The 21,168-nt window shown below is 69.8% G+C and carries 19 protein-coding genes; 14 read left to right on the top strand and 5 right to left on the bottom strand.

Going from position 1 to position 21,168, the window contains the following annotated elements:
- Window positions 1–39: 39 nt before the first annotated feature.
- The 11 genes from ER308_RS18890 to ER308_RS18940 all read left to right on the top strand — a co-directional run bounded on the left by ER308_RS18890 (window position 40) and on the right by ER308_RS18940 (window position 11,127).
- Entirely contained in the window at window positions 40–1,455 is a 1,416-nt protein-coding gene (locus ER308_RS18890) for an ABC transporter substrate-binding protein (RefSeq protein WP_131156422.1), read from the top strand.
- Window positions 1,455–2,240 (top strand): ABC transporter ATP-binding protein, encoded by a 786-nt coding sequence (locus tag ER308_RS18895; protein WP_131156423.1) that lies wholly within the window; start codon window positions 1,455–1,457, stop codon window positions 2,238–2,240. Before ER308_RS18890 ends, ER308_RS18895 begins: the two co-directional genes overlap by 1 nt.
- Complete coding sequence (locus ER308_RS18900) at window positions 2,227–2,970, top strand: ABC transporter ATP-binding protein (protein WP_131156424.1); 744 nt, start codon at window positions 2,227–2,229, stop codon at window positions 2,968–2,970. Before ER308_RS18895 ends, ER308_RS18900 begins: the two co-directional genes overlap by 14 nt.
- Window positions 2,970–4,457, top strand: coding sequence for an NAD-dependent succinate-semialdehyde dehydrogenase (locus ER308_RS18905; protein ID WP_131156425.1), 1,488 nt, complete (start codon window positions 2,970–2,972; stop codon window positions 4,455–4,457). Before ER308_RS18900 ends, ER308_RS18905 begins: the two co-directional genes overlap by 1 nt.
- A 36-nt stretch (window positions 4,458–4,493) precedes the next feature.
- The gene (locus tag ER308_RS18910; protein WP_131156426.1) at window positions 4,494–5,249 is read left to right on the top strand and encodes an SDR family NAD(P)-dependent oxidoreductase; all 756 of its coding nucleotides are present in this window, start codon (window positions 4,494–4,496) and stop codon (window positions 5,247–5,249) included.
- 46 nt (window positions 5,250–5,295) lie between these two features.
- Window positions 5,296–5,610 carry an NIPSNAP family protein gene (locus ER308_RS18915; protein ID WP_131156427.1) on the top strand — a complete coding sequence of 105 codons (315 nt, stop codon included), beginning with the start codon at window positions 5,296–5,298 and terminating at the stop codon, window positions 5,608–5,610.
- The gene (locus ER308_RS18920; RefSeq protein WP_131156428.1) at window positions 5,610–6,248 is read left to right on the top strand and encodes a cupin domain-containing protein; all 639 of its coding nucleotides are present in this window, start codon (window positions 5,610–5,612) and stop codon (window positions 6,246–6,248) included. Before ER308_RS18915 ends, ER308_RS18920 begins: the two co-directional genes overlap by 1 nt.
- Window positions 6,248–7,951, top strand: a complete 1,704-nt coding sequence (locus ER308_RS18925) for a thiamine pyrophosphate-binding protein (RefSeq protein ID WP_131156429.1) — start codon at window positions 6,248–6,250, stop codon at window positions 7,949–7,951. Before ER308_RS18920 ends, ER308_RS18925 begins: the two co-directional genes overlap by 1 nt.
- Before the next feature lie 134 nt (window positions 7,952–8,085).
- Window positions 8,086–8,949, top strand: a complete 864-nt coding sequence (locus ER308_RS18930; protein WP_131156430.1) for an IclR family transcriptional regulator — start codon at window positions 8,086–8,088, stop codon at window positions 8,947–8,949.
- A gap of 97 nt (window positions 8,950–9,046) precedes the next feature.
- Window positions 9,047–9,979, top strand: a complete 933-nt coding sequence (locus ER308_RS18935; RefSeq protein ID WP_131156431.1) for an AAA family ATPase — start codon at window positions 9,047–9,049, stop codon at window positions 9,977–9,979.
- Window positions 9,976–11,127 (top strand): vWA domain-containing protein, encoded by a 1,152-nt coding sequence (locus tag ER308_RS18940; RefSeq protein WP_131156432.1) that lies wholly within the window; start codon window positions 9,976–9,978, stop codon window positions 11,125–11,127. The genes ER308_RS18935 and ER308_RS18940 overlap by 4 nt, the downstream gene beginning before the upstream one ends.
- Before the next feature lie 25 nt (window positions 11,128–11,152).
- On the opposite strand, the gene ER308_RS18945 is transcribed toward ER308_RS18940, so the two are convergent.
- On the bottom strand, window positions 11,153–12,055 hold the full coding sequence (locus ER308_RS18945) for an SDR family NAD(P)-dependent oxidoreductase (RefSeq protein WP_205745736.1): 903 nt from the start codon (window positions 12,053–12,055) through the stop codon (window positions 11,153–11,155).
- On the opposite strand from ER308_RS18945, the gene ER308_RS18950 reads away from it, so the two are divergent.
- Window positions 12,044–13,354, top strand: coding sequence for a hypothetical protein (locus ER308_RS18950; RefSeq protein WP_131156433.1), 1,311 nt, complete (start codon window positions 12,044–12,046; stop codon window positions 13,352–13,354). The genes ER308_RS18945 and ER308_RS18950 overlap by 12 nt on opposite strands.
- A gap of 100 nt (window positions 13,355–13,454) precedes the next feature.
- Entirely contained in the window at window positions 13,455–14,192 is a 738-nt protein-coding gene (locus tag ER308_RS18955) for an SDR family NAD(P)-dependent oxidoreductase (RefSeq protein ID WP_131156434.1), read from the top strand.
- Between the two features lie 29 nt (window positions 14,193–14,221).
- Here ER308_RS18955 and ER308_RS18960 read toward each other — a convergent pair whose 3' ends face one another.
- The gene (locus ER308_RS18960) at window positions 14,222–14,980 is read right to left on the bottom strand and encodes a GntR family transcriptional regulator (RefSeq protein ID WP_131156435.1); all 759 of its coding nucleotides are present in this window, start codon (window positions 14,978–14,980) and stop codon (window positions 14,222–14,224) included.
- Between the two features lie 155 nt (window positions 14,981–15,135).
- Between ER308_RS18960 and ER308_RS18965 the strand changes: the two genes are divergently transcribed.
- Entirely contained in the window at window positions 15,136–16,239 is a 1,104-nt protein-coding gene (locus ER308_RS18965; protein ID WP_165492255.1) for an MFS transporter, read from the top strand.
- A gap of 100 nt (window positions 16,240–16,339) precedes the next feature.
- Here the strand turns inward: ER308_RS18965 and ER308_RS18970 are convergent, their stop codons facing one another.
- The 3 genes from ER308_RS18970 to ER308_RS18980 all read right to left on the bottom strand — a co-directional run bounded on the left by ER308_RS18970 (window position 16,340) and on the right by ER308_RS18980 (window position 21,083).
- On the bottom strand, window positions 16,340–17,629 hold the full coding sequence (locus ER308_RS18970; RefSeq protein ID WP_131156437.1) for a hemolysin family protein: 1,290 nt from the start codon (window positions 17,627–17,629) through the stop codon (window positions 16,340–16,342).
- A complete protein-coding gene (locus ER308_RS18975; RefSeq protein WP_131157114.1) occupies window positions 17,626–19,023 on the bottom strand; it encodes a hemolysin family protein in 1,398 nt (465 codons plus the stop codon). The genes ER308_RS18970 and ER308_RS18975 overlap by 4 nt, the downstream gene beginning before the upstream one ends.
- A gap of 83 nt (window positions 19,024–19,106) precedes the next feature.
- The gene (locus ER308_RS18980; RefSeq protein ID WP_131156438.1) at window positions 19,107–21,083 is read right to left on the bottom strand and encodes a VanW family protein; all 1,977 of its coding nucleotides are present in this window, start codon (window positions 21,081–21,083) and stop codon (window positions 19,107–19,109) included.
- Window positions 21,084–21,168 lie beyond the last annotated feature (85 nt).

The following is a 21,168-nucleotide window of genomic DNA, read 5'->3' on the forward strand; positions in this document are numbered from 1 at the left end:
ACCGAACCGGCGATCCACCCCAACACGAGGAGGGGAGCAATGCAGGGACACGCGAACGGACACAGGAGACGGCGTCGTCACGCCGTCGCGCGTCCGTGGATCTGGCTCGCTGCGCTGGCCGCGTTGATGCTGCTGGCCGCGGCGTGCGAGGCGGACCCGGATGACGAGCTCGTCGAGGACCCCGAAGCCGAGGCCGACGAGTCGGACGAGGACGATCCCGAGGACGATCCCGACGACGATCCCGACGACGAGCCGGACGACGAGGACGACGAGGACGACGAGCCCGATGAGGAGGACGAGCCCGACCCCGACGACGACGCCATCACCATCGGCGTGGTGAGCGCCCTGGAGGGACCATTCGCGGACGGCGCGGAGGACGGTGGCCGCGCGATCGAGATGGCCATCGACGACTTCGACGGTGAGGTGGCAGGTCGGCCCATCGAGACCTCGATCGAGAGCTCCGACACGAGCGCTGATACCGCGGTCGAACGCTCACGTCAGCTCGTGGAGCAGGAGGAAGTCGACCTCATGTTCGGCCCCTTGTCCGGCACCGAGGGCGTCGCGATCAGCGAGTACGCGGAGACCGTGCCCGACATGACGTTCATCGACGCGGCCTCCGGCGGGATCCCTTCGACGCTCGAGGGCCCGGACAACTACTTCCGCTTCACCGCCGAGGGCTCCCAGCAGGGCGGGAACATCGGCACCTACGCGTACGAGGAGTTGGGCTACGAGCGCATGGCCACGCTCGGGGAGGACTACGACTTCCCTCACGCGCTCGTCGGCAGCTTCATCGAGGACTTCTGCACTGCCGGGGGCGAGGTCGTCGAGGCGTTCTGGGTGCCGCTCGGAGAGTCGGACTACAGCTCGGTGATTGCCTCCATCCCGGAGGACGTCGACGCGATCTACGGGGGGATCGGTGGCTCGGATGCCGTGAACTTCCTCGAGCAGTCCATTGAGTTCGGCATCGACGTACCCATCGTCGGTGGGTCGATCCTCGTCGACGAGACGGTCCTCGCCGCGGAGGGCGCCGACCTCCGGGAGGCCGTCACCGACATCGTGGCGAGTGCTCCCGTGCATCCCAACCCCGACGACGAGCTCTGGGTGGAGTGGTCGGAGCGCTATCACGACATGTTCCCGGACGAGGGATTCGACGAGCCCTCGCTGTTCGCGGCGCTCTACTACAACAACTTCCGTTCGCTGCTCGAGGCGGTCGAGAGCGTCGACGGCGACCTCGACGACCGTGACGCCCTCCATGAGGCCCTCCGGGACCTGGAATGGGAGGGCCCGATCGGCCCGGTCGGTCCTCTCAACGAGAACAACCAGGGGTCGGTCCGGAACTTCATCTTCGAGATCGCCGAGGGTGAGGGCGAGGAGCTCGACACCGAGCTCCGTCAGGTGGACGACGGCATCGAGCCGGCGGAGGAGGTCTACGAGCGCATGGACGGTTGCCCGTAGTGACGGCCGATGATCAGGGAGCTGCCGACGGTGAGGCCCCGGCCCTGCGAGTGCGGGGCCTCACCAAGGACTTCGGCGGCATCCGCGCCGTGGCCGACGTCGATCTCGTCGTCGGCCACGGCGAGCGGGTCTCGGTAATCGGCCCGAACGGGGCGGGCAAGAGCACGTTGTTCAATCTCGTCGCCGGTGCGCACTCTCCGACGCACGGGCAGATCGAACTTTTCGGGGAGGACGTCACCCGACTTCCCAGCCGCCGCCGTGCCCACCGAGGATTGGGGCGGACCTTCCAGACCTCGCGCCTGTTTACCGAGATGTCCGTCGCCGACAACATCTACCTGTCCCTCGTGGGTCGGCCGCGGGCGGTGAACCGCCTCCGCCCGGTGATCACCGACAGGGTGCGCGAGCAGCGGGTGCACGAGCTCGCCGACTTGGTCGGCCTCGACGGGACGCTTGCGACCCGCGTTGGCGAGCTCTCGCACGGGGAGCAGCGGCAGCTCGAGGTCGCCATGGCGCTCGGGAGCGATCCGCGGCTACTGATGCTCGACGAGCCGGCGGCCGGTCTGTCCCCCTCGGAGCGGAGCCAGCTCACGGAGCTGCTCCTCGGGCTCGACACCTCGGTCACGGTTCTGCTCATCGAACACGACATGGAGATCGCGCTGGTCGTGGGTGAGCGCGTCGTCGTGATGCACGAAGGCGAGAAGCTCTTGGAGGGGCCGCCCGGCGAGGTCCGTGGCAGTCACCGGGTGCAGGAGATCTACCTCGGAGCCAGCTATGCCGGAGACTGATGTCACCACGGCGACATCCGAGGACAGCGCGGTGACCCGGTTCGTCGTCGAAGGGCTGAACGTCTACTACGGCCAGGTCCACATCCTTCAGGACGTGACCTTTCGCGTCTACGACGAGCCCGTCGCCATGGTCGGGCGCAACGGGATGGGGAAGACCACGCTCGCCAAGACCATCGTCGGACTGCTGTCACCCGAGTCGGGCTCGATTCGCTTCGAGGGCAAGGAGCTCGCGCGGCAACCGCCCTACAAGGTGGTTCGCTCCGGTATCGGCTACGTCCCGCAGGGTCGCCGCATCTTCCCGACGCTGAGCGTGCACGAGCATCTCCGGATGGTCGGCGCGCCGGCTGGTGCACGGTGGACCGCCGAGGCGGTGTACGAACTGTTCCCCCGGCTCGCCGATCGCCGGAACCAAGGGGCGTCGAATCTCTCCGGGGGCGAGCAGCAGATGCTCGCGATCGCCCGGGCGTTGCTGACGCAACCGAGGCTGCTGGTGATGGACGAACCCTCGGAGGGCCTCGCGCCGGCGATCGTCGACCTCCTCGCGCAGACGTTGCGTGATCTCGCGACCGAAGGGCAGCAGACGTTCGTAATCGAGCAGAACCTGCGCTTTGCGAGCGAGCTCAGCGATCACCTGCTGGTCATGGTCAATGGGCGGGTCGCCACCGAGGTCGCCGCGAGCGATCTACTCACCGATCCTGAGCTGCAGAGCCGCTACCTGGGAGTGGGTTGATGACGGCAGGAGGCAGTGTGACGAGTGGACTCCGAGAGGCCGGGTTGCTCCACTCCGCGGCGCTCATCGGGGGACGATGGGTCGATGCTGACGACGGTGGATCGTTCGGGGTCGTCGATCCAGCGAACGGTCAGGAGCTCGGTCGAGTGGCGCGCTGCGGTCCAGCCGAGACCCGTCGGGCGATCGAGGCGGCCGAGGCCGCGCAGCCGGCATGGCGGGCCCGAACCGCGAAGGAGCGGGCGCGCATCCTTCGGGCATGGGCGGACCTCCTGTCGGCCCACGAGGATGATCTCGCTCGATTGCTCACGCTCGAACAAGGAAAGCCCCTCGCCGAGTCCCGCGCGGAGATCGCCTACGGGGCCGCGTTCTTCGAGTGGTTCGGGGAACAGGCCAAGCGTTTGGACGGCGAAGTCGTCCCGCCCCATCACGCCGACAAACGGGTGCTTGTCACGCGGGAGCCGGTGGGCGTCACGGGCGGCATCACGCCATGGAACTTCCCAGTGGCGATGCCCGCCCGGAAGGCCGCGCCGGCACTGGCGGCTGGATGCGCGATGGTGCTCAAGCCGGCCGAGCAGACCCCCTTGAGCGCGCTGGCCGTCGCGGAGCTCGGAGTTCGGGCGGGCCTGCCCCCGGGGGTGTTCAACGTCGTCACCGGTGATGCCGAGGACGCCCCGCTGATCGGGGAGGAGCTCACCGGCAACCCGACCGTGCGCAAGGTCGGGTTCACCGGCTCGACGGCGGTCGGCAAGCTGCTCATGGCGCAGTGTGCCCCGCAGGTCACACGAATCTCGCTGGAGTTGGGAGGCAACGCGCCGTTCATCGTCTTCGACGACGCCGACCTCGAGGCTGCGATCGCCGGGGCGTTGATCTGCAAGTTCCGCAACAGCGGTCAGACGTGCATCTCCGCCAACCGGATCCTGGTCCAGGACCGCATCCACGACGACTTCGTGGACGGGCTCGTGAAGGCGGCGTCCGAGCTCCCGGTGGGCAACGGACTCGATCCCGACACGCGCGTCGGGCCTCTGATCGACAGGCAGGGCTACGAGAAGGTCGCTGACCACGTCGCCGACGCGCGGGAGCGCGGCGCGGACGTGCTCCTCGGGGGCGAATCGCACGCGCTCGGCGGGACCTTCTGGCAGCCGACGGTGCTCAGCGGCGTCGACGAAACCATGGCGATGTCGCACGACGAGACGTTCGGTCCGGTCGCGGGCGTGCGACGGTTCCGGACCGAGGACGAGGCGATCACCGTGGCCAACAGCACCCGTTATGGGCTGGCGTCCTACTTCTACGCCCGCGATGTCGCCCGGGTGTGGCGGGTCTCCGAGGCGCTCGAGTTCGGGATCGTGGGCGTCAACACCGGTCTCATCTCCACCGAGATCGCGCCGTTCGGGGGGTACAAGGAATCGGGCCTCGGGCGGGAGGGCTCGCAGCACGGAATCGACGACTGGGTCGAGCTCAAATACCACTGCCTCGGGGAGATCGAGTAGCTCCCGTGCGCGGAGCTCCGGAAAGGATCAGCAGACATGAGATTGGACGGTAAGACCGCGATCGTCACCGGCGGGGCCATGGGCATCGGCCAGGCGATCGCGCGCGGATACGCCGCCGAAGGTGCCTCCGTTGTGATCGCCGACCTGAAGGGAGCGGAGGGGGCGGCAGGTGAGCTGACTCGTGGTGGGGCGACCGCGCTCGGGGTGGACGCCGACGTGACGTCGGAGCGTGATATGCACGCCATGGTCGAGGCGGCGGTCGACGCGTTCGGGGGCGTGGACGTGCTGGTGAACAATGCGGGCATCTACGCGTCACTCACGCCCGGCCCGTTCGAGGACATCGACGCCGAGGAGTGGCGTCAGGTCATGGACGCCAATGTGCTCGGCCCCTTCCTCGCCGCACGCGCCGTCGTTCCCGCCATGCGGCGCGCGGGTGGGGGGCGCATCATCAACATGGCCTCCGGAACGCCGTTCAAGGGTGTCCCGTACCTCCTGCACTACACGAGCAGCAAGGGTGCCGTGGTGGCGTTCACCCGAGCACTCGCGAAGGAACTCGGCGGCGACGATGTGCTGGTCAACGCGATCGCTCCGGGGTTCACGCTGTCCGATGGAGTGGAGGCCAACCCCGTGCAGATCGAGAAGCTTCGCGATATCTCGCGCTCGGCTCGGACACTGCAGCGCGACCAGTTCCCCGAGGACATCGTCGGGGCCGCGATCTTCTTCGCCAGCGACGACTCGACGTTCATCACCGGCCAGAGCCTGCTGGTCGACGGAGGTGCCTACTTCAACTAATGCCTTCGCGTCCGGGCTGCCGGTCGCAGTGACGGTAGGAGGGAACATGATCGTGGAGCAGCGCACCTACACGCTTGAGGTCGGTGCGGTGGCCGAGTATCTCCGCCTCTACGAGGCGGAGGGTCTCCCGATCCAGGAGCCGATTCTGGGTCATCTCGTGGGCTACTTCTCGACCGAGGTGGGGCCGCTCAACCGAGTCGTGCACATGTGGGCGTACGAGAGCTTCGCTGAGCGGTCGGAGCGCCGGGCGAGGCTGGCGGCGGACGAGCGGTGGCGAGCCTTCGTTCCGAAGCTCCGGGAGCTCGTGCAGGCGCAAGAAACCGTGATTCTCTCTCCGGCCCCGTTCTCCCCGATCCGCTGATGGCCAGTACACGCCGACTCAGCCTGTTCCACGATCGCATCGCTGCGACCGCGCGTGCGTTCCCGCCCGCCAGACGTGTCCTGTACGTGGCCGAGGGCGGGCTCGAGCTCGACCTTCCGGACCGGCCAGGTTCTGTGCTCGACCAGGGGGAGGCACATCACGACACCCGCCCCTTCTCGGCGGCCGCACACGAGGGCAGCGCCCTCGTCCTGCGGTGGGAACTGGGTGCCCCCGGACAACCCCCGCTCGAAGGCGAGGTCCTGGGCGCTGACATCGAGGTGGGCGACGATGGCGACCACCTCGTCCGCTGTGACCGCGTCGACTTTCCTCCGGGTGGGGTCGCCTACCTGCACACCCATCAAGGCCCCGGGATTCGCTGCCTCCTGCAGGGGTCGCTGCGCGTGGAGGTCGACGGGGGCGTGGCGACGCACGACCCGCTCGATGCCTGGTTCGAGGCGGGTCCTGACCCCGTGTACGCAGCGGCGAGTGCCGACGAGCCCACTGCTTTCGCACGGGTGATGGTCCTGCCACGCACACTGCTCGGACAACCCTCGATCCGCTATGTGCGCGAAGAGGACCGGGACAAGCCCAAGCCACAGCGCTACACGATGCTCGTCGACGAGCCGATGGCCCTGTGATGGACGCCTCAACCCCTGACTCCGCTGCCATCCCGGCCGCACGTTCCGGCGGCCGTGTGGTCGTGGATCAGCTGCTGCGGCAAGGTGTCGACCGGGTGTTCTCGGTCCCGGGTGAGAGCTTTCTTCCGGTACTCGACGGGCTGTACGACGTCGCCGACCGGATCTCCCTCGTCGTGTGCCGCCACGAGGGCTCCGCCGCGAACATGGCTGATGCGCACGGGAAGCTCACGGGTCGACCCGGTGTCTGCCTCGTGACGAGGGGGCCGGGCGCGACTCATGCGAGCGTGGGCCTGCACACCGCGCACCAGGACTCCACCCCGCTGGTCGCGCTCGTGGGACTGATCCCGCGGGGCCATCGTGAGCGAGAGGCGTTCCAGGAGATCGACCTCCCGGGGGCGCTCGGCTGGACCACGAAGTGGGTGGCAGAGGTCGACGAGGCAGCGAGGCTCCCCGAACTTCTCGCTCGCGCGTTCCACGTCGCGAGCTCCGGCCGGCCGGGACCGGTGGCGCTGGGGCTCCCGGAGGACGTGCTCACCGAGTTCGTGGTCGTCGACGACGCGCCCCCGGCACGGAGCACCACGACTCATCCCGCGCCCGAATCGGTGGACGAAACCGCGGAGTCGCTCGAGAGAGCACGGCGACCGCTCCTGCTGGTGGGCGGCGGGGGCTGGACCCCCCAGGCGAGCGATGAGCTCGCCGGTCTGGCCGCCGATACCGATCTGCCCGTCGTGGCTGCGTTCAGGCGTCAGGACGTTCTCGACAACGACGATCCCCGTTACGTGGGGGTCGCCGGGCTCGGGATCGACCCCGCCCTTGCCCAGCGCCTCCACGATGCGGATCTCGTGGTCGCGATCGGGCCGCGCTTGGGGGACGCGACCACGGGCGGCTACACGCATCTTCTCGTGCCACGGCCCCGCCAACAGCTCGTGCACGTGCACCCGGATCCCGACGAGCTCGGACGCGTCTACCAGCCGCATCTCGCGATCGCCTCGAACCCGGAGCCGTTCCTCGCCGCACTACGAGCGCGCAGGCGGATCAGTGCCCCCCCGTGGGCGGCGTGGCGCGCGGATGCGCGTGCCGACTACGAACGCTTCCAGGAGGGGAACCCGGAGCACGGTGACGTCGTGTTGTCCGCGGTGATGGCCACGCTGCGGGATCGCCTCCCCCGGGACGCGATCGTGACGAACGGCGCGGGGAACTACACGGTGTGGGTGCACCGCTATCTCCGCTGGCATGTCTATCGCACACAGCTCGCCCCGACCAGCGGTGCGATGGGTTACGGGGTCCCCGCGGCGATCGCCGCCAAGCTGCACGATCCCGAGCGCGTCGTGGTGGCCTTCGCTGGCGACGGGTGCTTCCTCATGAGCGCGGGCGAGTTCGCCACGGCGGTGCAGTACGGGCTCGGCGTCGTCTTCATCGTCGTGAACAACCGTCGCTATGCGACGATCCGCATGCACCAGGAGCGACAGTTCCCGGGGCGACCGTTCGGCACGGACGTGGGCCCCGTGGATTTCGCGGCGCTGGCTCGCGCCCATGGCGCCCACGGTGAACGGGTCACCCACACCGACGAGTTCGCCCCCGCGTTCGATCGGGCCAGGAGTGCCGGAGGCCCGGTGCTCCTGGATGTCGTCGTCGAGCCCGACCAACTCCTGCCGCATGCGACGGTCACGAGCATCCGTGCGGTCGAGCGGGGAGGGGCATGATGCGTGTGATCGATTGCAAGGGGCATCTATCGTGGCAGCACGACGGCGCGACGGGAGGCACGCGGAGGGGTGCTGGTGCCGCGCTTCCCGGGTGCGCGTTCGGACCGCTGACCACGTGGTAGGAGCTCGCCGAGGTGACATCTGAGGCACGGGTAGAGGACGAGACGGTGGACGAGGGGTCGCGGGCCGGTGACGGGAGCGTCCAGTCAGTCGCGCGAGCGCTCACCTTGCTCGAGCTCCTCGCGACCGCACGGGAACCTCTGGGGATCAGCGACCTCTGTAAGGCCACCAACTTGCCGGCCGCCACGATCCACCGGCTACTGGCCACCCTTGTGAGCTACGGCTACGCCCGTCGGGACCCCGAGACCCGGAAGTACGCCTCCGGAGTGGGGCTGGTCCGGCTCGACGCCACGGCGGGACACCAGTTCGGAGCCTGGACGGAGCCGTACCTGCTCGAGCTCGTGGACCACAGTGGGGAGACCACCAGCATCGCGGTCCTCCAAGCCGACGAGGTCGTGTACATCCGCCAGGTGCCCTCCCCACACGCCATGCGGATGAGCACCGAGGTGGGGCGCCGATCGGCATGTCATGCCACCGGGGCGGGCAAGGTGCTCCTCGCCTTTCAGCCCCGCGAGGTCCTGCGAAGGCTCACCGGGGCCGGGGCACTCCTCCCCTATACGGACCGGACCATCACGGACCCCGAGGAGTTGGCCGAGGAGCTCGAGCAGGTTGGTGCGGCCGGTTACGCATTCGGGGACGAGGAGGAGGAGCGTGGGGTCCTGTCCGTCGCCGTTCCCGTCTTCGCCTCCGGCCGCCCCGTCGCCGCACTCAACATCGCGGGGCCCACCAGCCGGTTCACCCGCGCGGACGCCGAGGCGATCGTCCCGGCGATGCATCGGGTTTCGGCGCAACTCAGCGCCACCCTTATGGCGGAGGAGCACGGGGCCCCGGAACCGGGACACGGGGCGGGTTCCACCCGCAGGCCCTCCGCGCCGTGATCGCGCTGGTGTCGAGGCGGACAACCCACGAACACCCGGGAGGCGCGGGACCCGCCGAGCCGTAATCGTTCCGTCCGCAACGTGAGGGGCTGTCTCCATGGAAGACGATGCACTTCCTCCGCTCATCGAGCCTGAAGTGGGGCCCGAGGGCGTGCGGGACGCCCTCGCCCGCGAGGGCTACCTGGCCGACGACGGCCTGGCCACCGCTTGCTTCCTGGCGATCCAGCTGCACCGGCCTTTGTTCCTCGAGGGCGCACCCGGTGTCGGCAAGACGGAGATCAGCAAGGCGCTGGCCGCATGGCTCGGGGCCCCGCTCATCCGACTACAGTGCTACGAGGGCATCGACGCCGCGCAAGCGCTCTACGACTGGGATTTCCCCCGTCAGCTCCTGCATCTTCGCTCAGTCGAGGCATGGTCGTCGGTGAGTGGAACGTCGCCGGAACCGGAGGACCTCGAGCGGCGCCTCTACGATCGGCGCTTCCTCGTCGCGCGCCCGTTGCTCCAGGCGCTGGAGATCTCGCCCAGCGTCCTGCTCATCGACGAGCTCGATCGCGCCGACGACGACTTCGAAGCCTTCCTCCTCGAGGTACTGAGCGACTTCTCCGTGACCGTCCCCGAGGTGGGCACCATCCGTGCCGCCCAGCCACCCCTCGTCGTCATTACCTCGAACCGGACCAGAGAGGTCCACGACGCACTCAAGCGGCGCTGCTACTACTACTGGCTCACCTACCCGACCTTCGAACGTGAAGTCGAGATCCTGCGCACGCGCCTCCCCCGTGCGAGTCGACGACTCGCCGAGCAAGTGACGGCCGCTGTGCAGCAGCTTCGGCGCTCGGATCTGACCAAACCCCCGGGCGTGGCGGAAACGCTCGACTGGGCTCAGGCGGTCCTCACACTCGGCTGCGAGGAGCTGGATCCTGACGTTGCAGCTCGCACGCTCGGCTCGGTACTCAAGTACCAGGAGGATCAGGAGCGAGTCGCCGGCATCGATTACGAGCAGCTGATCGGCGTACCGGTGGAGCCCGGGTGAGCGACGCCCGCGTCGACCCGATCCCCACACTCGTCGGCTTCGGGCGGGTGTTGCGCGCTGCGGGTCTCGATGCGGGTCCCGACCGCCTGCTCGCGTTCGAGCGAGCCCTCGAACGATTGGACGTGACGTCCCGAACCCACGTCTACTGGGCCGGGAGGGTGACGCTGTGCCGGACGCCGGAGGACCTTCCCCGCTACGACCTCGCTTTCGACGCATGGTTCGGGGGTGCCGTTCCGCTTCCGCCCGAACGCGAACGGGTCGCGAAGGTGGCCCGCGATGTGAGCGCGGCCGGAGACCCGGCCCCCGGGCGTGAGGGCACGGCCCAGGCGGAGACCGTGGAAGCGGAGGCCAGCCGGCTCGAGCTCCTGCGGCACCGAGACGTCACCACCCTGACCCCATCGGAGCGTCGAGAGCTGCAACGGCTGCTCGAGGCCTTCTGGCTCCCCGGGGAGCAGCGGCGCAGCCGACGCTGGGGATCCCCGAGGCAGCGCCGGCGGCTCGACCCGCACGAGACGGTGCGCGAACTGTTGCGCCACGGAGGGGAGCCGACACGGCTCCGCTATCGATCGCGCCGGCAGCGCCCCAGACCCGTGGTACTGCTGATCGACGTCAGCGGCTCCATGGGCGCCTACGCGGACGCGTTGCTCCGTTTCGCCCATGCCGCGCGCCGGCGGGGTCCGGTGTCCACCGAGGTGTTCACGCTCGGCACACGGCTCACGCGGGTGACGCGCCAGATGGCGTACCACGACCCGGATCTCGCACTCGCGGCGGTCGCCCACGCGGTGCCGGACTGGGAGGGGGGGACCCGTCTCGGGGTGATGCTCAAGAGCTTCCTCGACCGATGGGGGCAGCAGGGGGCCGCCCGGGGGGCCGTGGTGGTCGTCCTGTCCGACGGGCTGGAGCGCGGGGACGTCGCGCCCCTGGCTGCGCAGATGGCCCGTCTCTCGAGACTGGCGCACCGGGTCATCTGGTCGAACCCGCGCAAGGGCCATCCCGGCTACGAGCCTCAAGCGCGGGGGATGGTCGCGGCGCTACCCCATGTGGACGCCTTCCTGGAAGGTCACAGCCTCGCGGCCCTGCAGCGACTGGCCGCTGCCGTCCTGGGCGCCGCGGGAGACGATGTCCGTGAGTGGCCCGCGGTGCGCTGAACATCGATCACACGCCCTGCGGTGCTCAGTACACGGCGCGACCGCCGGACAAGTCGAACGTGAAGCCGGTGGTGAAGCTCGTGGCCGGCGACACGATCCACCTGATCGCTTCCGCAGCTTCTTCGAGGGTGCCGCAGCGTCCCATCGGGATCCGATCGGTCATGTAGCGCACCTGCTGCTCGGGCATCGCCGCCACCATCGCCGTCTCGATCACTGCAGGCGCGAGCGCGTTGATCGTGACCCCCGTGTCCGCGTACTCCTTTCCCTGGGCTTTGACCATGCCGATCAGTCCGGCCTTGGTGGCCGAATACGCGGTCATGCCGGCGTTGCCCTCCTTTCCGGCGATAGACGCCACATGCAGCACCCGCCCGTATCCCCGCGCGACCATGCCGGGGACGACCGCGCGGGATAGTAGGAAGGCACCGAACAGGTTGACCCGGTAGACCGCGTCGAAGTCGGCAGGGTCGACCTCGTGGCTCTTGAGGCCGGTCCGGCCCGTCGTTCCGGCGCAGTTGACGAGCGCATCGATCCGACCCTGCTGTCGTTCGAGACCGTCTATGACACTGACCACTGCGTCGACATCCGTGACGTCGAGCCGGGCTCCGACGGCGCGGTCGCCGAGCTCTGCGGCTGCGACGTGTGCCCCCTCCTCGTTCCGGTCGAGACAAGCCACGGTCGCGCCGTCCGCAGCGAGCGCGGAGGCGGCGGCCCGGCCGATACCTTCCGCCGCACCCACGATGGCAACCACGTGTCCCGCCAACGCTCCCACCATGTTCGTCCTCCTCGCAGACGTGGCCGCCCTCGCGAGGCCGCCGGGGTGCATCGTCTCCAATTCGTGGTCCTCGTGCCAGTCCCGAGCCTCCCGTGACGGGAGATCATCCTGGCCTCGCTCGGCAAGACGGGGCACGATGTCGGCGTGCTCAGTCATCGCCTCCGCCTCCTCAGCGTCGTCGGGCTGGGCCTTGCTGTCGTCGGTGCCCTGCTCGTCGTCGTGCTGACCGGCCGAGACGCGCCACGATCCGACGTGTACGCCCAGGACGAGGCTGCGCGGTCGATGACCAGCGATCCGGACCGTCGTGCGCCCGCGTGGTGGCAAGCCGAGGACGTGCCGCCCCCACCCGAGCCGCAAGGTGACGCGGCGGAGCTCCCCTGGTTGCGTGAGGGCAACAGCTCCCATGTGGTCGATGAGGGCGCCGACGTGGTGGGCTGGTTCGCGGATCTCGTCCTCGGAGCGGACGGACGGCCCGTTGTCGCATACCACGATCGCAACACGGATGCATTGCGGATCGCCCGCTGCGCGTCGCTCACCTGCGAGGCCGCAGACGTGGTGGCGGTCGACGAAGGGGACCGCGCCGGCTGGTATCCCTCCATCGACATCGGCGTGGACGGACGACCAATCGTCGCGTATTACCACGCTGGAGAGGGGCAGCTGCGGTTCGCGCGGTGTGACAGCCCTCGGTGCGAGGCTACGGACGTGACCGTTGTGGACGAGGGGAGTGAGGACGTCGGGGCGTTCCCCTCCCTGGCGATCGGCGCCGACGGGCTGCCGGTGATCAGCTATCACGACTACGCACGAGGGACGCTCCGGGTCGCGCGCTGCCGTGATGCCGACTGCCAGGCGGCCGACACGGTGGTCGTCGACGATGGCGACGTCGGGGGCTTCACGTCGCTGGCGGTCGGAAACCGTGGGATGCCGCTCATTGCCTACTACGACTTCGCGAGCACGTCGCTGAAGCTCGCCCAGTGCGGGCATCCGGGATGCGAGGAGGCCGACACCGCGACGATCGACGATGGCGACGACGTGGGGCGGTTCGCGTCCCTCGAGGTGCCCCCGGAGGGGCTCCCCGCGGTCGCCTACTACGACGACGGTGAGGGCGTGCTGCGCTTCGCGCGTTGTCGTGACACTGCCTGTGAACGGGTGGCCAGCACGGTGGTCGACGACGACACGCACGTCGGCCGCTTCGCCTCACTGGCCGTCGATGGGGCAGGGCGTCCCGTGATCGCCTACCGCTACAGCAACGAGGCCGAGCTCCGTCTCGCGCGGTGTGCCACCGACGACTGCACGGACGCCAGTATCGTGACCGTCGACGGTCGTGGCGACGTCGGCGCGCACGCCTCACTAGCCCTCGACCAGCGCGAGCGGCCGATCATCGCCCACCACGGACGCCGGGCGCTCATGGTCACGCGTTGTGGGAGCGAGACCTGCGTGCCGTTCCAGTCGCCGTAAGGGCCTCCCCCTTGCGCAGCCGGTGCTCGATGCGGCCGATGCTGCTCGATCGATCTGATAAATTGCACCGCAGGCGGCAGCCGGCAGGAGGCGAGGCGGAATGCGAGGCGGGCACGCGGTCCTGACGGGGGCCGCCTCGGGCATCGGACGGGCAGCCGCGCTCCGCCTCGCTCGCGAAGGATTCGACCTGAGCCTCCTGGACCGGGACGAGGAGGGTCTGCGAAAGGTGGCGACGGCGTGTGATGCGGCGCCGTATGTGGTGGATCTCGCCGACGAGACGTCGTTGGGTGACGTGATCGGCCAGGTTCTCCGGGTGCGCTCCTGTGATGCGCTCGTCAACGTGGCCGGCATCGGTGTGGCGGCGACGGTGGTCGAGACCGCGCCGCAGGCCTGGGATGAGATCCTCGCGGTCAACCTTCGCGCGCCGTTCCTGCTCTCGAGGGCGGTGCTACCCACGATGCTCGAAGGCGATGGGGGGACGATCGTGAACGTGGCGTCCGTCTCGGGCCTCGTCGGGGTGGCCTCGCGGGCAGCGTACTGCGCTTCCAAGGCGGGTCTTATCGGCCTCACCAAGGCCATCGCGGTTGACCATGGGCGAGAGGGCGTCCGGGCGGTGGCGGTTTGCCCCGGCACCGTTGCCACGGAGTGGATCGACAAGATCCTCGCCGATGCGGAGGATCCGGTTGCCGCGCGCGCGACGATGGCCGACCGACAACTCGATGGCCGAATGGGAACGCCGGAGGAGGTTGCGGCCGCCATCGCCTTCGTTGCGAGCCCGGAGGCGCGTTTCGTCAACGGCTCGGAACTCGTCGTCGACGGTGGATTCACCGCCAGGTGAGCGGCCTGAGCATGCTGGCCGGACCCGCGTCAGGCGGGTCGTGCGAGCGGGTCGGGGATCCCGAGTCGACCGGTCGCCTGCAGGAGGTGCTGCTCGGTGATGCGGGCGGCTTCCTCCGGGTCCCGTGCCTGGAAGGCGTCCAGGAGCCGGCGATGGTCCTCGATACCCTGCACGATCTCCTCGGGGTCCTGATGCAGGCCGAGACCCACGTACGCTGCGGCTGCGTCCTGGAGATTGTGCAGGGTCGTGCGCAGTCGCGCGTTCCGGCACGCATCGGTGAGATGGCCGTGGAACCGGCGGTTGAGCTCGACCCACGAGCCCACGTCGGCACCGCTCGCCATCTCTGCGTGGAAAGCCTCGGCCTGTTCGAGTTCGTCGGGCGTGATGTGCTCTGCGGCCCGCCGCATACAGTACGGCTCCAGGACGAGCCGGAGCTCGTAGATCTCGCGCATCTCGTCGAGGTCGAGTTCGGCGACGATCGCTCCGCGATGGGGGTCGACCTGGACGAGTCCCTCGGATGCGAGCTCGCGCAGTGCTTCGCGGACCGGGGTGGTGCTCACGTCGAGCTGGGCGGCGATGTCGGCCTGGACCAGACGCGAGCCCGCGGGGATGGACCGTCCGAGGATCGCCCGGCGCAGGGTTTCGCGCACGTACTGGTGTGCGGTCCGACGCCCTTGTGCCGGCGTACCGTCCGCCACGAGGGCGTCGTAGGTGAGGAGGGGGGTGGAGCGGGCCATGGATTCCTCGATGTGGCCGCCGGGGGCGGGATCGCGCCGGGATTGGATCACGATTGCATTTTATCTGATGTCGCAGACATGGCCATGAACCAACGGATGCGGACGCTCAGTCGATGACCCGGCGGCGTCCGGTCTCGTGGCCTCTGGGTCGCCCAGCGAGCGTCCGGGCGTCGGGATGGCTGCTCGCGGCCGTGGTGTTGTGCGCGATGGCACTCCGACCCCAACTCGTCGGCGTCGGACCTCTCATCCCGTCCATCCAGGACGATCTCACCCTGAGCTACCCCGTCGCCGGGCTCCTGGGCTCGCTGCCGATCGCCTGCATGGGACTGTTCGCCTTCGCGGCTCCCCCCGTGGTCTCCCGCCTGGGAACGAGCCGCGCCATGGTGGCCGCGATGGTCATCCTCGGTGCGGGCGGCGTGGCGCGCTCGCTGGTGGTCGGGGCGCCAGACCTGATCGCCCTCACCCTCGTCGTCGGGCTCGGCATGGGACTCGCCGGCGCGCTCCTCCCCACCGCGGTACGGGCGTGGTTTCCCGGAACGGAGCGTCTCGCGACGGGCCTCTACGGCGGCGGCATTCAGGTGGGGGCCGCGCTCTCGGCTGCTATCGGCGTGCCGATCGCTCAGGCTGCGGGTTCGTGGCGATGGTCCCTTCTCGCGTTCTCCGTGGTCCCGTTCGTCGCCCTCGCACTCTGGGTCGCCGGTCGGGGAGCCCGGTCTTCGTCGCCCCCCGTCGCCGCGAGCGCGGGGGCGGCGCGGCCGCGAGGCACGGGGCTGCTGTTGATCGTGGTGTTCGCAGCCGCCGGCACGGTCTACTACGGCATCAACGCGTGGCTGCCTTCGGCCTACCTGGAGTTCGGTTGGGGCCCGGGCCCAACAGGGGCGCTCCTCGGGGTCCTCAACGTGACCCAGATCCCCGCTGCCCTTTCCGCGGGGTACTTGGCAACACGCATCGGCCTGGGTCGGCTGATCGGCGCCTACGCCGCGCTCGTGCTCGTCGCTGTGTGCGGACTCGTGCTCGCGCCCGGGCTGGGGTTCCTGTTCGTCGTGCTCTACGGGCTCGGGAACGGGTCGATTTTCACCCTCATGCTGGCGGTTCCGCTCGAACTCGGACGCGTCGCCTCGGAGGTCACGCGCGCGACGGCAATGATGCTCGGATGGGGCTACCTGATCACCGCCGCGAGTCCCGTGGTGCTCGGCATCGTGCGGGATCAACTCGGTGAATTCTCTATCGCCCTGTGGCTGTTGGTGGCGGTGGCTGCCCTGCAGCTCGTGGTGGCGGTCGAAGTTGCCCGTCGCCTGCGCGGATCGTGAGCGCCGTGGCTGTTGCGATCGCCCGCAGCAGCGTTCGTGTCGATCGGGCCCCGCCACCGAGACCCGGCGGGCTGTCGCAGCCGGTTCCAGGGCACCACACCTAGTCGGCCGGTGGGCTGACCGCCACTTGGACGACGCGGTGGCCGTCGACGACGGCGGCCTCCAGCCGTGTCCCCTCGTGCTCGACGCCGTCCCCGGTCTGGGGCAAGCGCCCGAGCGAGGCCATGAGGTAGCCCGCCACGGTCTCCCACTCACCGGGGGGCAGCTGCAGGCCCGTCTGGGCCGCGAGTTCGTCGGGTCGCAGCGTCCCCGGGACGAGCCACACGCCGTCCGCGCGCCGGTGGATGCGTTCCCGGCGGTCCGACTCGTCGTAGAACTCGCCGATGAGCTCCTCCAGCACGTCCTCGAGTGTCACGAGCCCCGTGACACTGCCGAACTCGTCGACCACGAACACGAGGTGGCGCCGCTGGTCACGCATGTCGACGAGCAGGTCCTCGAGGGGCCGGCTCTCGGGCGCGTACAGGGTCTGGCGGGCGAGCGATTGGGCGGTCCGGTGCGAGCGCTCGTCGTCGGTAAGGGTGAGGGCGTCCTTCACGTGCACGACACCGACCGGCTGATCGAGCCCGCCGTCCATGACCGGCAGCCGGGACCGTCCCGACCGGCGGGCGACCTCCTCGATCGTTTCGGGGTCCGCGGCCGCGTCCACGGCCCAGATGTCGGTGCGGGGGACCATCGCCGCCTCGGCGTCGAGCCCGGAGAGGTCGATGGCCCGGGACAGGAGTGTCTCCTGGTCCCGGGGGAGCGTGCCCTGGCGGGCGGACTCCTCGAGGAGCAGGGCGAGGTCGCCGGGGGCGTGCGCCATCGCGAGCTCGTCCTGCGGCTCGACCCCGAACGAGCGGACCACCGCGTTCGAGGCGGCGTTGAGCAGCCGGATGAACGGACCCAGCACCCACACGAAGCCGCGGAACGGAACGGCCAGCAGCAGGATCGCCCGCTCGGGCGCGCTGATCGCCCAGGACTTGGGGGCCATCTCGCCCACCACCAGGTGCAGGAAGATCACGAGCCCCAGGGCGAGCACGAGCGACGCGGTGGCGGACACGGGCCGGGGGATCGCCGTCTCGGCGAGGATCCCGTCGAGCCAGGCGTGTACGGCCGGTTCGGCGACGGCCCCGAGGCCGAGCGAGGCCATGGTGATGCCGAGTTGGGCGCCGGCGAGCATCATCGACAGCTGCTGCAAGCCGGCCAGGGCGGAACGGGCCGCGAACGAGCCGTCCTCGGCGAGCTGTTCGATCCGTGCGCGGCGCGCGGCGAGCAGCGCGAACTCGGCCGCGACGAACAGGCCGTTCGCGAGCAGCAGGCCGATTCCCAGGGCGATGGCGGAGAGGCTCACGGCGCGTTCTCCGTGTCCTCGGGGCCGCCCGTGTTCTTGGGACCACCCGTGTCCTCGGGACCACCCGCGTTCTCGGGGCCTTCCGGCGGCGTCGCCGTGAGCCGGACGCTGCCGACCGCGTGGCCGTCCACCCGCTCGACGAACAATCGCGCTCCTGCGACGTCGATGACGTCACCGGGCTGCGGGATGCGATCGAGCTGTGCCATCACGAGCCCGCTGACGGTGTCGTAGTCGCCCACGGGGAGGGTGAGGCCTGCGGCTCGCTCGGCCTCGTCGACGCGCCAGGAGCCCGGGAGCGACATCGAGCCGTCGGGCCATTGCCGAGGCGGCGCTTCGGTGGGGTCGTGCTCGTCGCGGATGTCGCCGACCAGTTCCTCCACGATGTCCTCGAGCGTGACGACGCCCGCCGTGCCGCCGTGTTCGTCGACCACGACGGCTAGCTGGGTGTGCGCCGCGCGCAGTTGGCCGAGCAGCGTCGGCAGGGGGGCGGTCTCGGGCACCACGACGGGATCGGCGGCCAGGTGGGCGACGGGGGTCGTCGCGCGCTCCTCGGGCCGAACGCGCAGAAGGTCCTTGACCTGCACCACCCCGCGGACGTTGTCGAGGCCCCCGTCGGTCACGAGGAGCCGGGAATGCCCGCTGGAGCGGACGGCCTCGAGCAGGTCGGCTCCACTCGCGTCGTACTGGATCGCGGAGACGTGCGGTCGCGGGACCATCGCCGCTTCGGCGTCGAGTTCCTGGAAGTCGAGGGCGCGGTCGAGAAGGGCGGTCTGGGTCTGCGTGAGGCTGCCCTGTTCACCGCTGGTCGCGATGATCCGCTCCAGCTCCTCGCTGGAGACGGCGACGTGGAGCTCCTGAGCCGGTTCGACCCGCACGAGCCGCAGGAACAGGTTGCTGGCCCCGTCGAAGACGCGGATCACCGGACCCGCGACCGTCAAGAACACGAGTGTGATCCCCGACAGGCCCCGGGCCAGGGGTTCCGGACGAGCGATCGCGAGGTTCTTCGGGGCCAGCTCGCCGAGCACCATCTGCACCCCGGTGGCGACGATGAGCCCGACGCCGAGGGACACGGCGATGCTGGTCTGCTGCGGCAGGCCGACCGCGTCCAGCAGTGGCCGCACCGCCCGACCCAGCGTCGGTTCCGCGATGAAACCGACGAGCAGGGAGGTCGCCGTGATGCCCAACTGGGCACCGGAGAGCATGAAGGAGAGTCGGCCGAGGACCCGCAGGGCGCGCTCGGCGACTCGATCGCCCGCGCTCGCGGCCTCCGCGAGACGTGTGCGTCGGACGGCCACGTAGGCGAACTCGGCCGCCACGAAGTAGCCGTTCAGCAGGATGAGCACGGCGACGGCGCCGAGCCCCAGGCCGAGTTCGGCGGCGGCGCCGAGCTGCATAGCTGCCGTCTCCATCTCGCCGGCGGCGCACACGGGTCCTCGTCGAACGGCCCGACGATATCGCCGCGGGGGCTGCGCCGAGGCTAGTCCTCGCCGTCCCCCTCCGGGTTGGCGCCGTCGTCGCCGTCCCCGTTGTCCCCGCCGTCGTCGTCCCCTTCGTCGTCCCCTTCGTCGTCCCCGCCGTCGTCGTCCCCGCCGTCGTCGTCCCCGCCGTCGGGCTCGTCGGGCTCGGGATCGGCGCTGTTGCGCTCGATGATTCGGGGCTCGGGCCGGTAGCGGTGGTTGTAGCTCTCTTCGTCGTCGCCGCCGTCGTGGTAGTCGAGGCGTCGGTGGTAGCTGATGTTGAATCCCTCACGCCCGGACTGGACGATCTCCTCGGTGCCGGGTGTGAGGCCGGGATTCTCCTCGTACTCCACGTCCGGTTGCGTCACGTTGGTGCGTCCCGAGGTCCAGGACTCCACAGCGACCCACTCGCTCCCCCAGAACGTCACCGTGATGGAGGTGCCCGTGTAGCTCGTGGTGATGTACAGGCCGTGGGGCGAGTCGTTGCGGAGCCGGACGTCGAGGACGCCGTAGTTGAGCGTGGCCTCGTGACCCGCGGGGTAGCGGCCGATGTAGTAGCTGTGGGGTTGGTGCTCGAGCAGCTCGTAGCCCCCGTACCACGCGGCGTTCATGAACGTCGTGGCGAACTGGCTCGTCCCACCTCCGACGGCCTCCTCGAACTCGCCAGCGATGATGATCCCCCCGTCGGTGAACCCGGCCTCCCGGGTCCGGGGGCCGACGTGGTCGTTGATGGAGAACTCCTCCCCGGGCTCGACGAGGGTCCCGTTCACGATGTCGGCCATGCGCTGGATGTTCTGCACGCGGCCCTGACAGCACGCGTGCTCGGTCGTGAACGACGACACGGCCTCGGTGACCTGCAGGTCCTCCGCGTCGGCCGTCGTGCGATCCGGTTCGACGACCTCGACCTCGAGCTCGGCGGTGCGCGGATCGTCCTCGCTGCCCTCCTCGGCGACCGCGAGCTCGGCGACTTGCTCGGCGGCCCGCTCGGCGTCGAACGCGAAGCCGTCCTGCGACTCCTCGACCTGGGGCTGGCCGTCCGCCACCACGATGTCGGCGTCGACCGGATCGGTCTCGACGGAGGTCCGCTCCTCGTCGTCGACCGCCTCGTCGAGGTCCTCGGGGTCGATGCCGAACACACTGTCCTCGGGAGGATCGATGTCGTCCCCCGCGGCGAACAGTTCACCCAGCTGTTCACGGCTGAACGTGACGGCGCCCTCGTCACGCGTCAGGTGAACGGGGCCGCTCACGGCTCGCTCGGCGGCTTCGGCGAGCTCGGAGGTCTCCTCGGGTCCCGGGTCGGGCTCGACGGTCTCGGGATCGGCCTCGAGGACCTGATCGCCCCCGAGTCGCGCGAGCCGGGCCCCGTCCGCGAGGAGCCCCTCGGGGTCGATCTCGCGGCCCTCGCGGGGCTCGGTCACGTCGACGGTCGCCCCGTCGAAGGTCACCTCGCCGTCGACGACCTCGATGCGCAACTCGTCGGCCACGGACTCGGACCATTCCGTGGCGGCAGCGGGATCCACCCGGTCCGTGGGCGCGATGACGGTCTGCCCGTAGAGGGACCGGACATGGTCGCCGAAGGCTCGGATGAGGTTCGCTTGACGCCCACGTCGCCACACGTCCTCGACGGTGGCCTCGACATCGAGGCGTAGCCCGACCTCCTCCGCCGTGGTCGACACACGGTCATCACTGTCCGTGACCCGTACCTCGACCTCGTCCGTGGCACGGCGCTCCGCGTACGCGGCGACGGCCTCCTCGAGCTCGGCGCGGGGCAGGTCGCCCACCTCCAGGAGCTCCGCGTCGGTGTCGGTCTCGTCCAGCTCCAGGGCGTCGGGATTGGCGACGATCGTGCCGGGCAGGACGCCCGGGTTGGCCAGGCGGAACCCGCCGTAGATCAAGCCGAACATGAGCAGCAGACCACCGAGGATGGCGGCGGTCGCGACGACCCAGGGAGGGGCCCAAGCGAAGCGGCGTGGCGAGCTGATATCGACGTGTGACATCCCACCGACATCGTAGCTCGGTGACGGCTCGAGAGGCTCGTGGCGGCCCCGCGGGCGGGACGTCGTCGGGACAGTCGCCCGCCCG

Source organism: Egibacter rhizosphaerae, from assembly GCF_004322855.1.
Classification (GTDB): Bacteria; Actinomycetota; Nitriliruptoria; order Euzebyales; family Egibacteraceae; genus Egibacter; species Egibacter rhizosphaerae.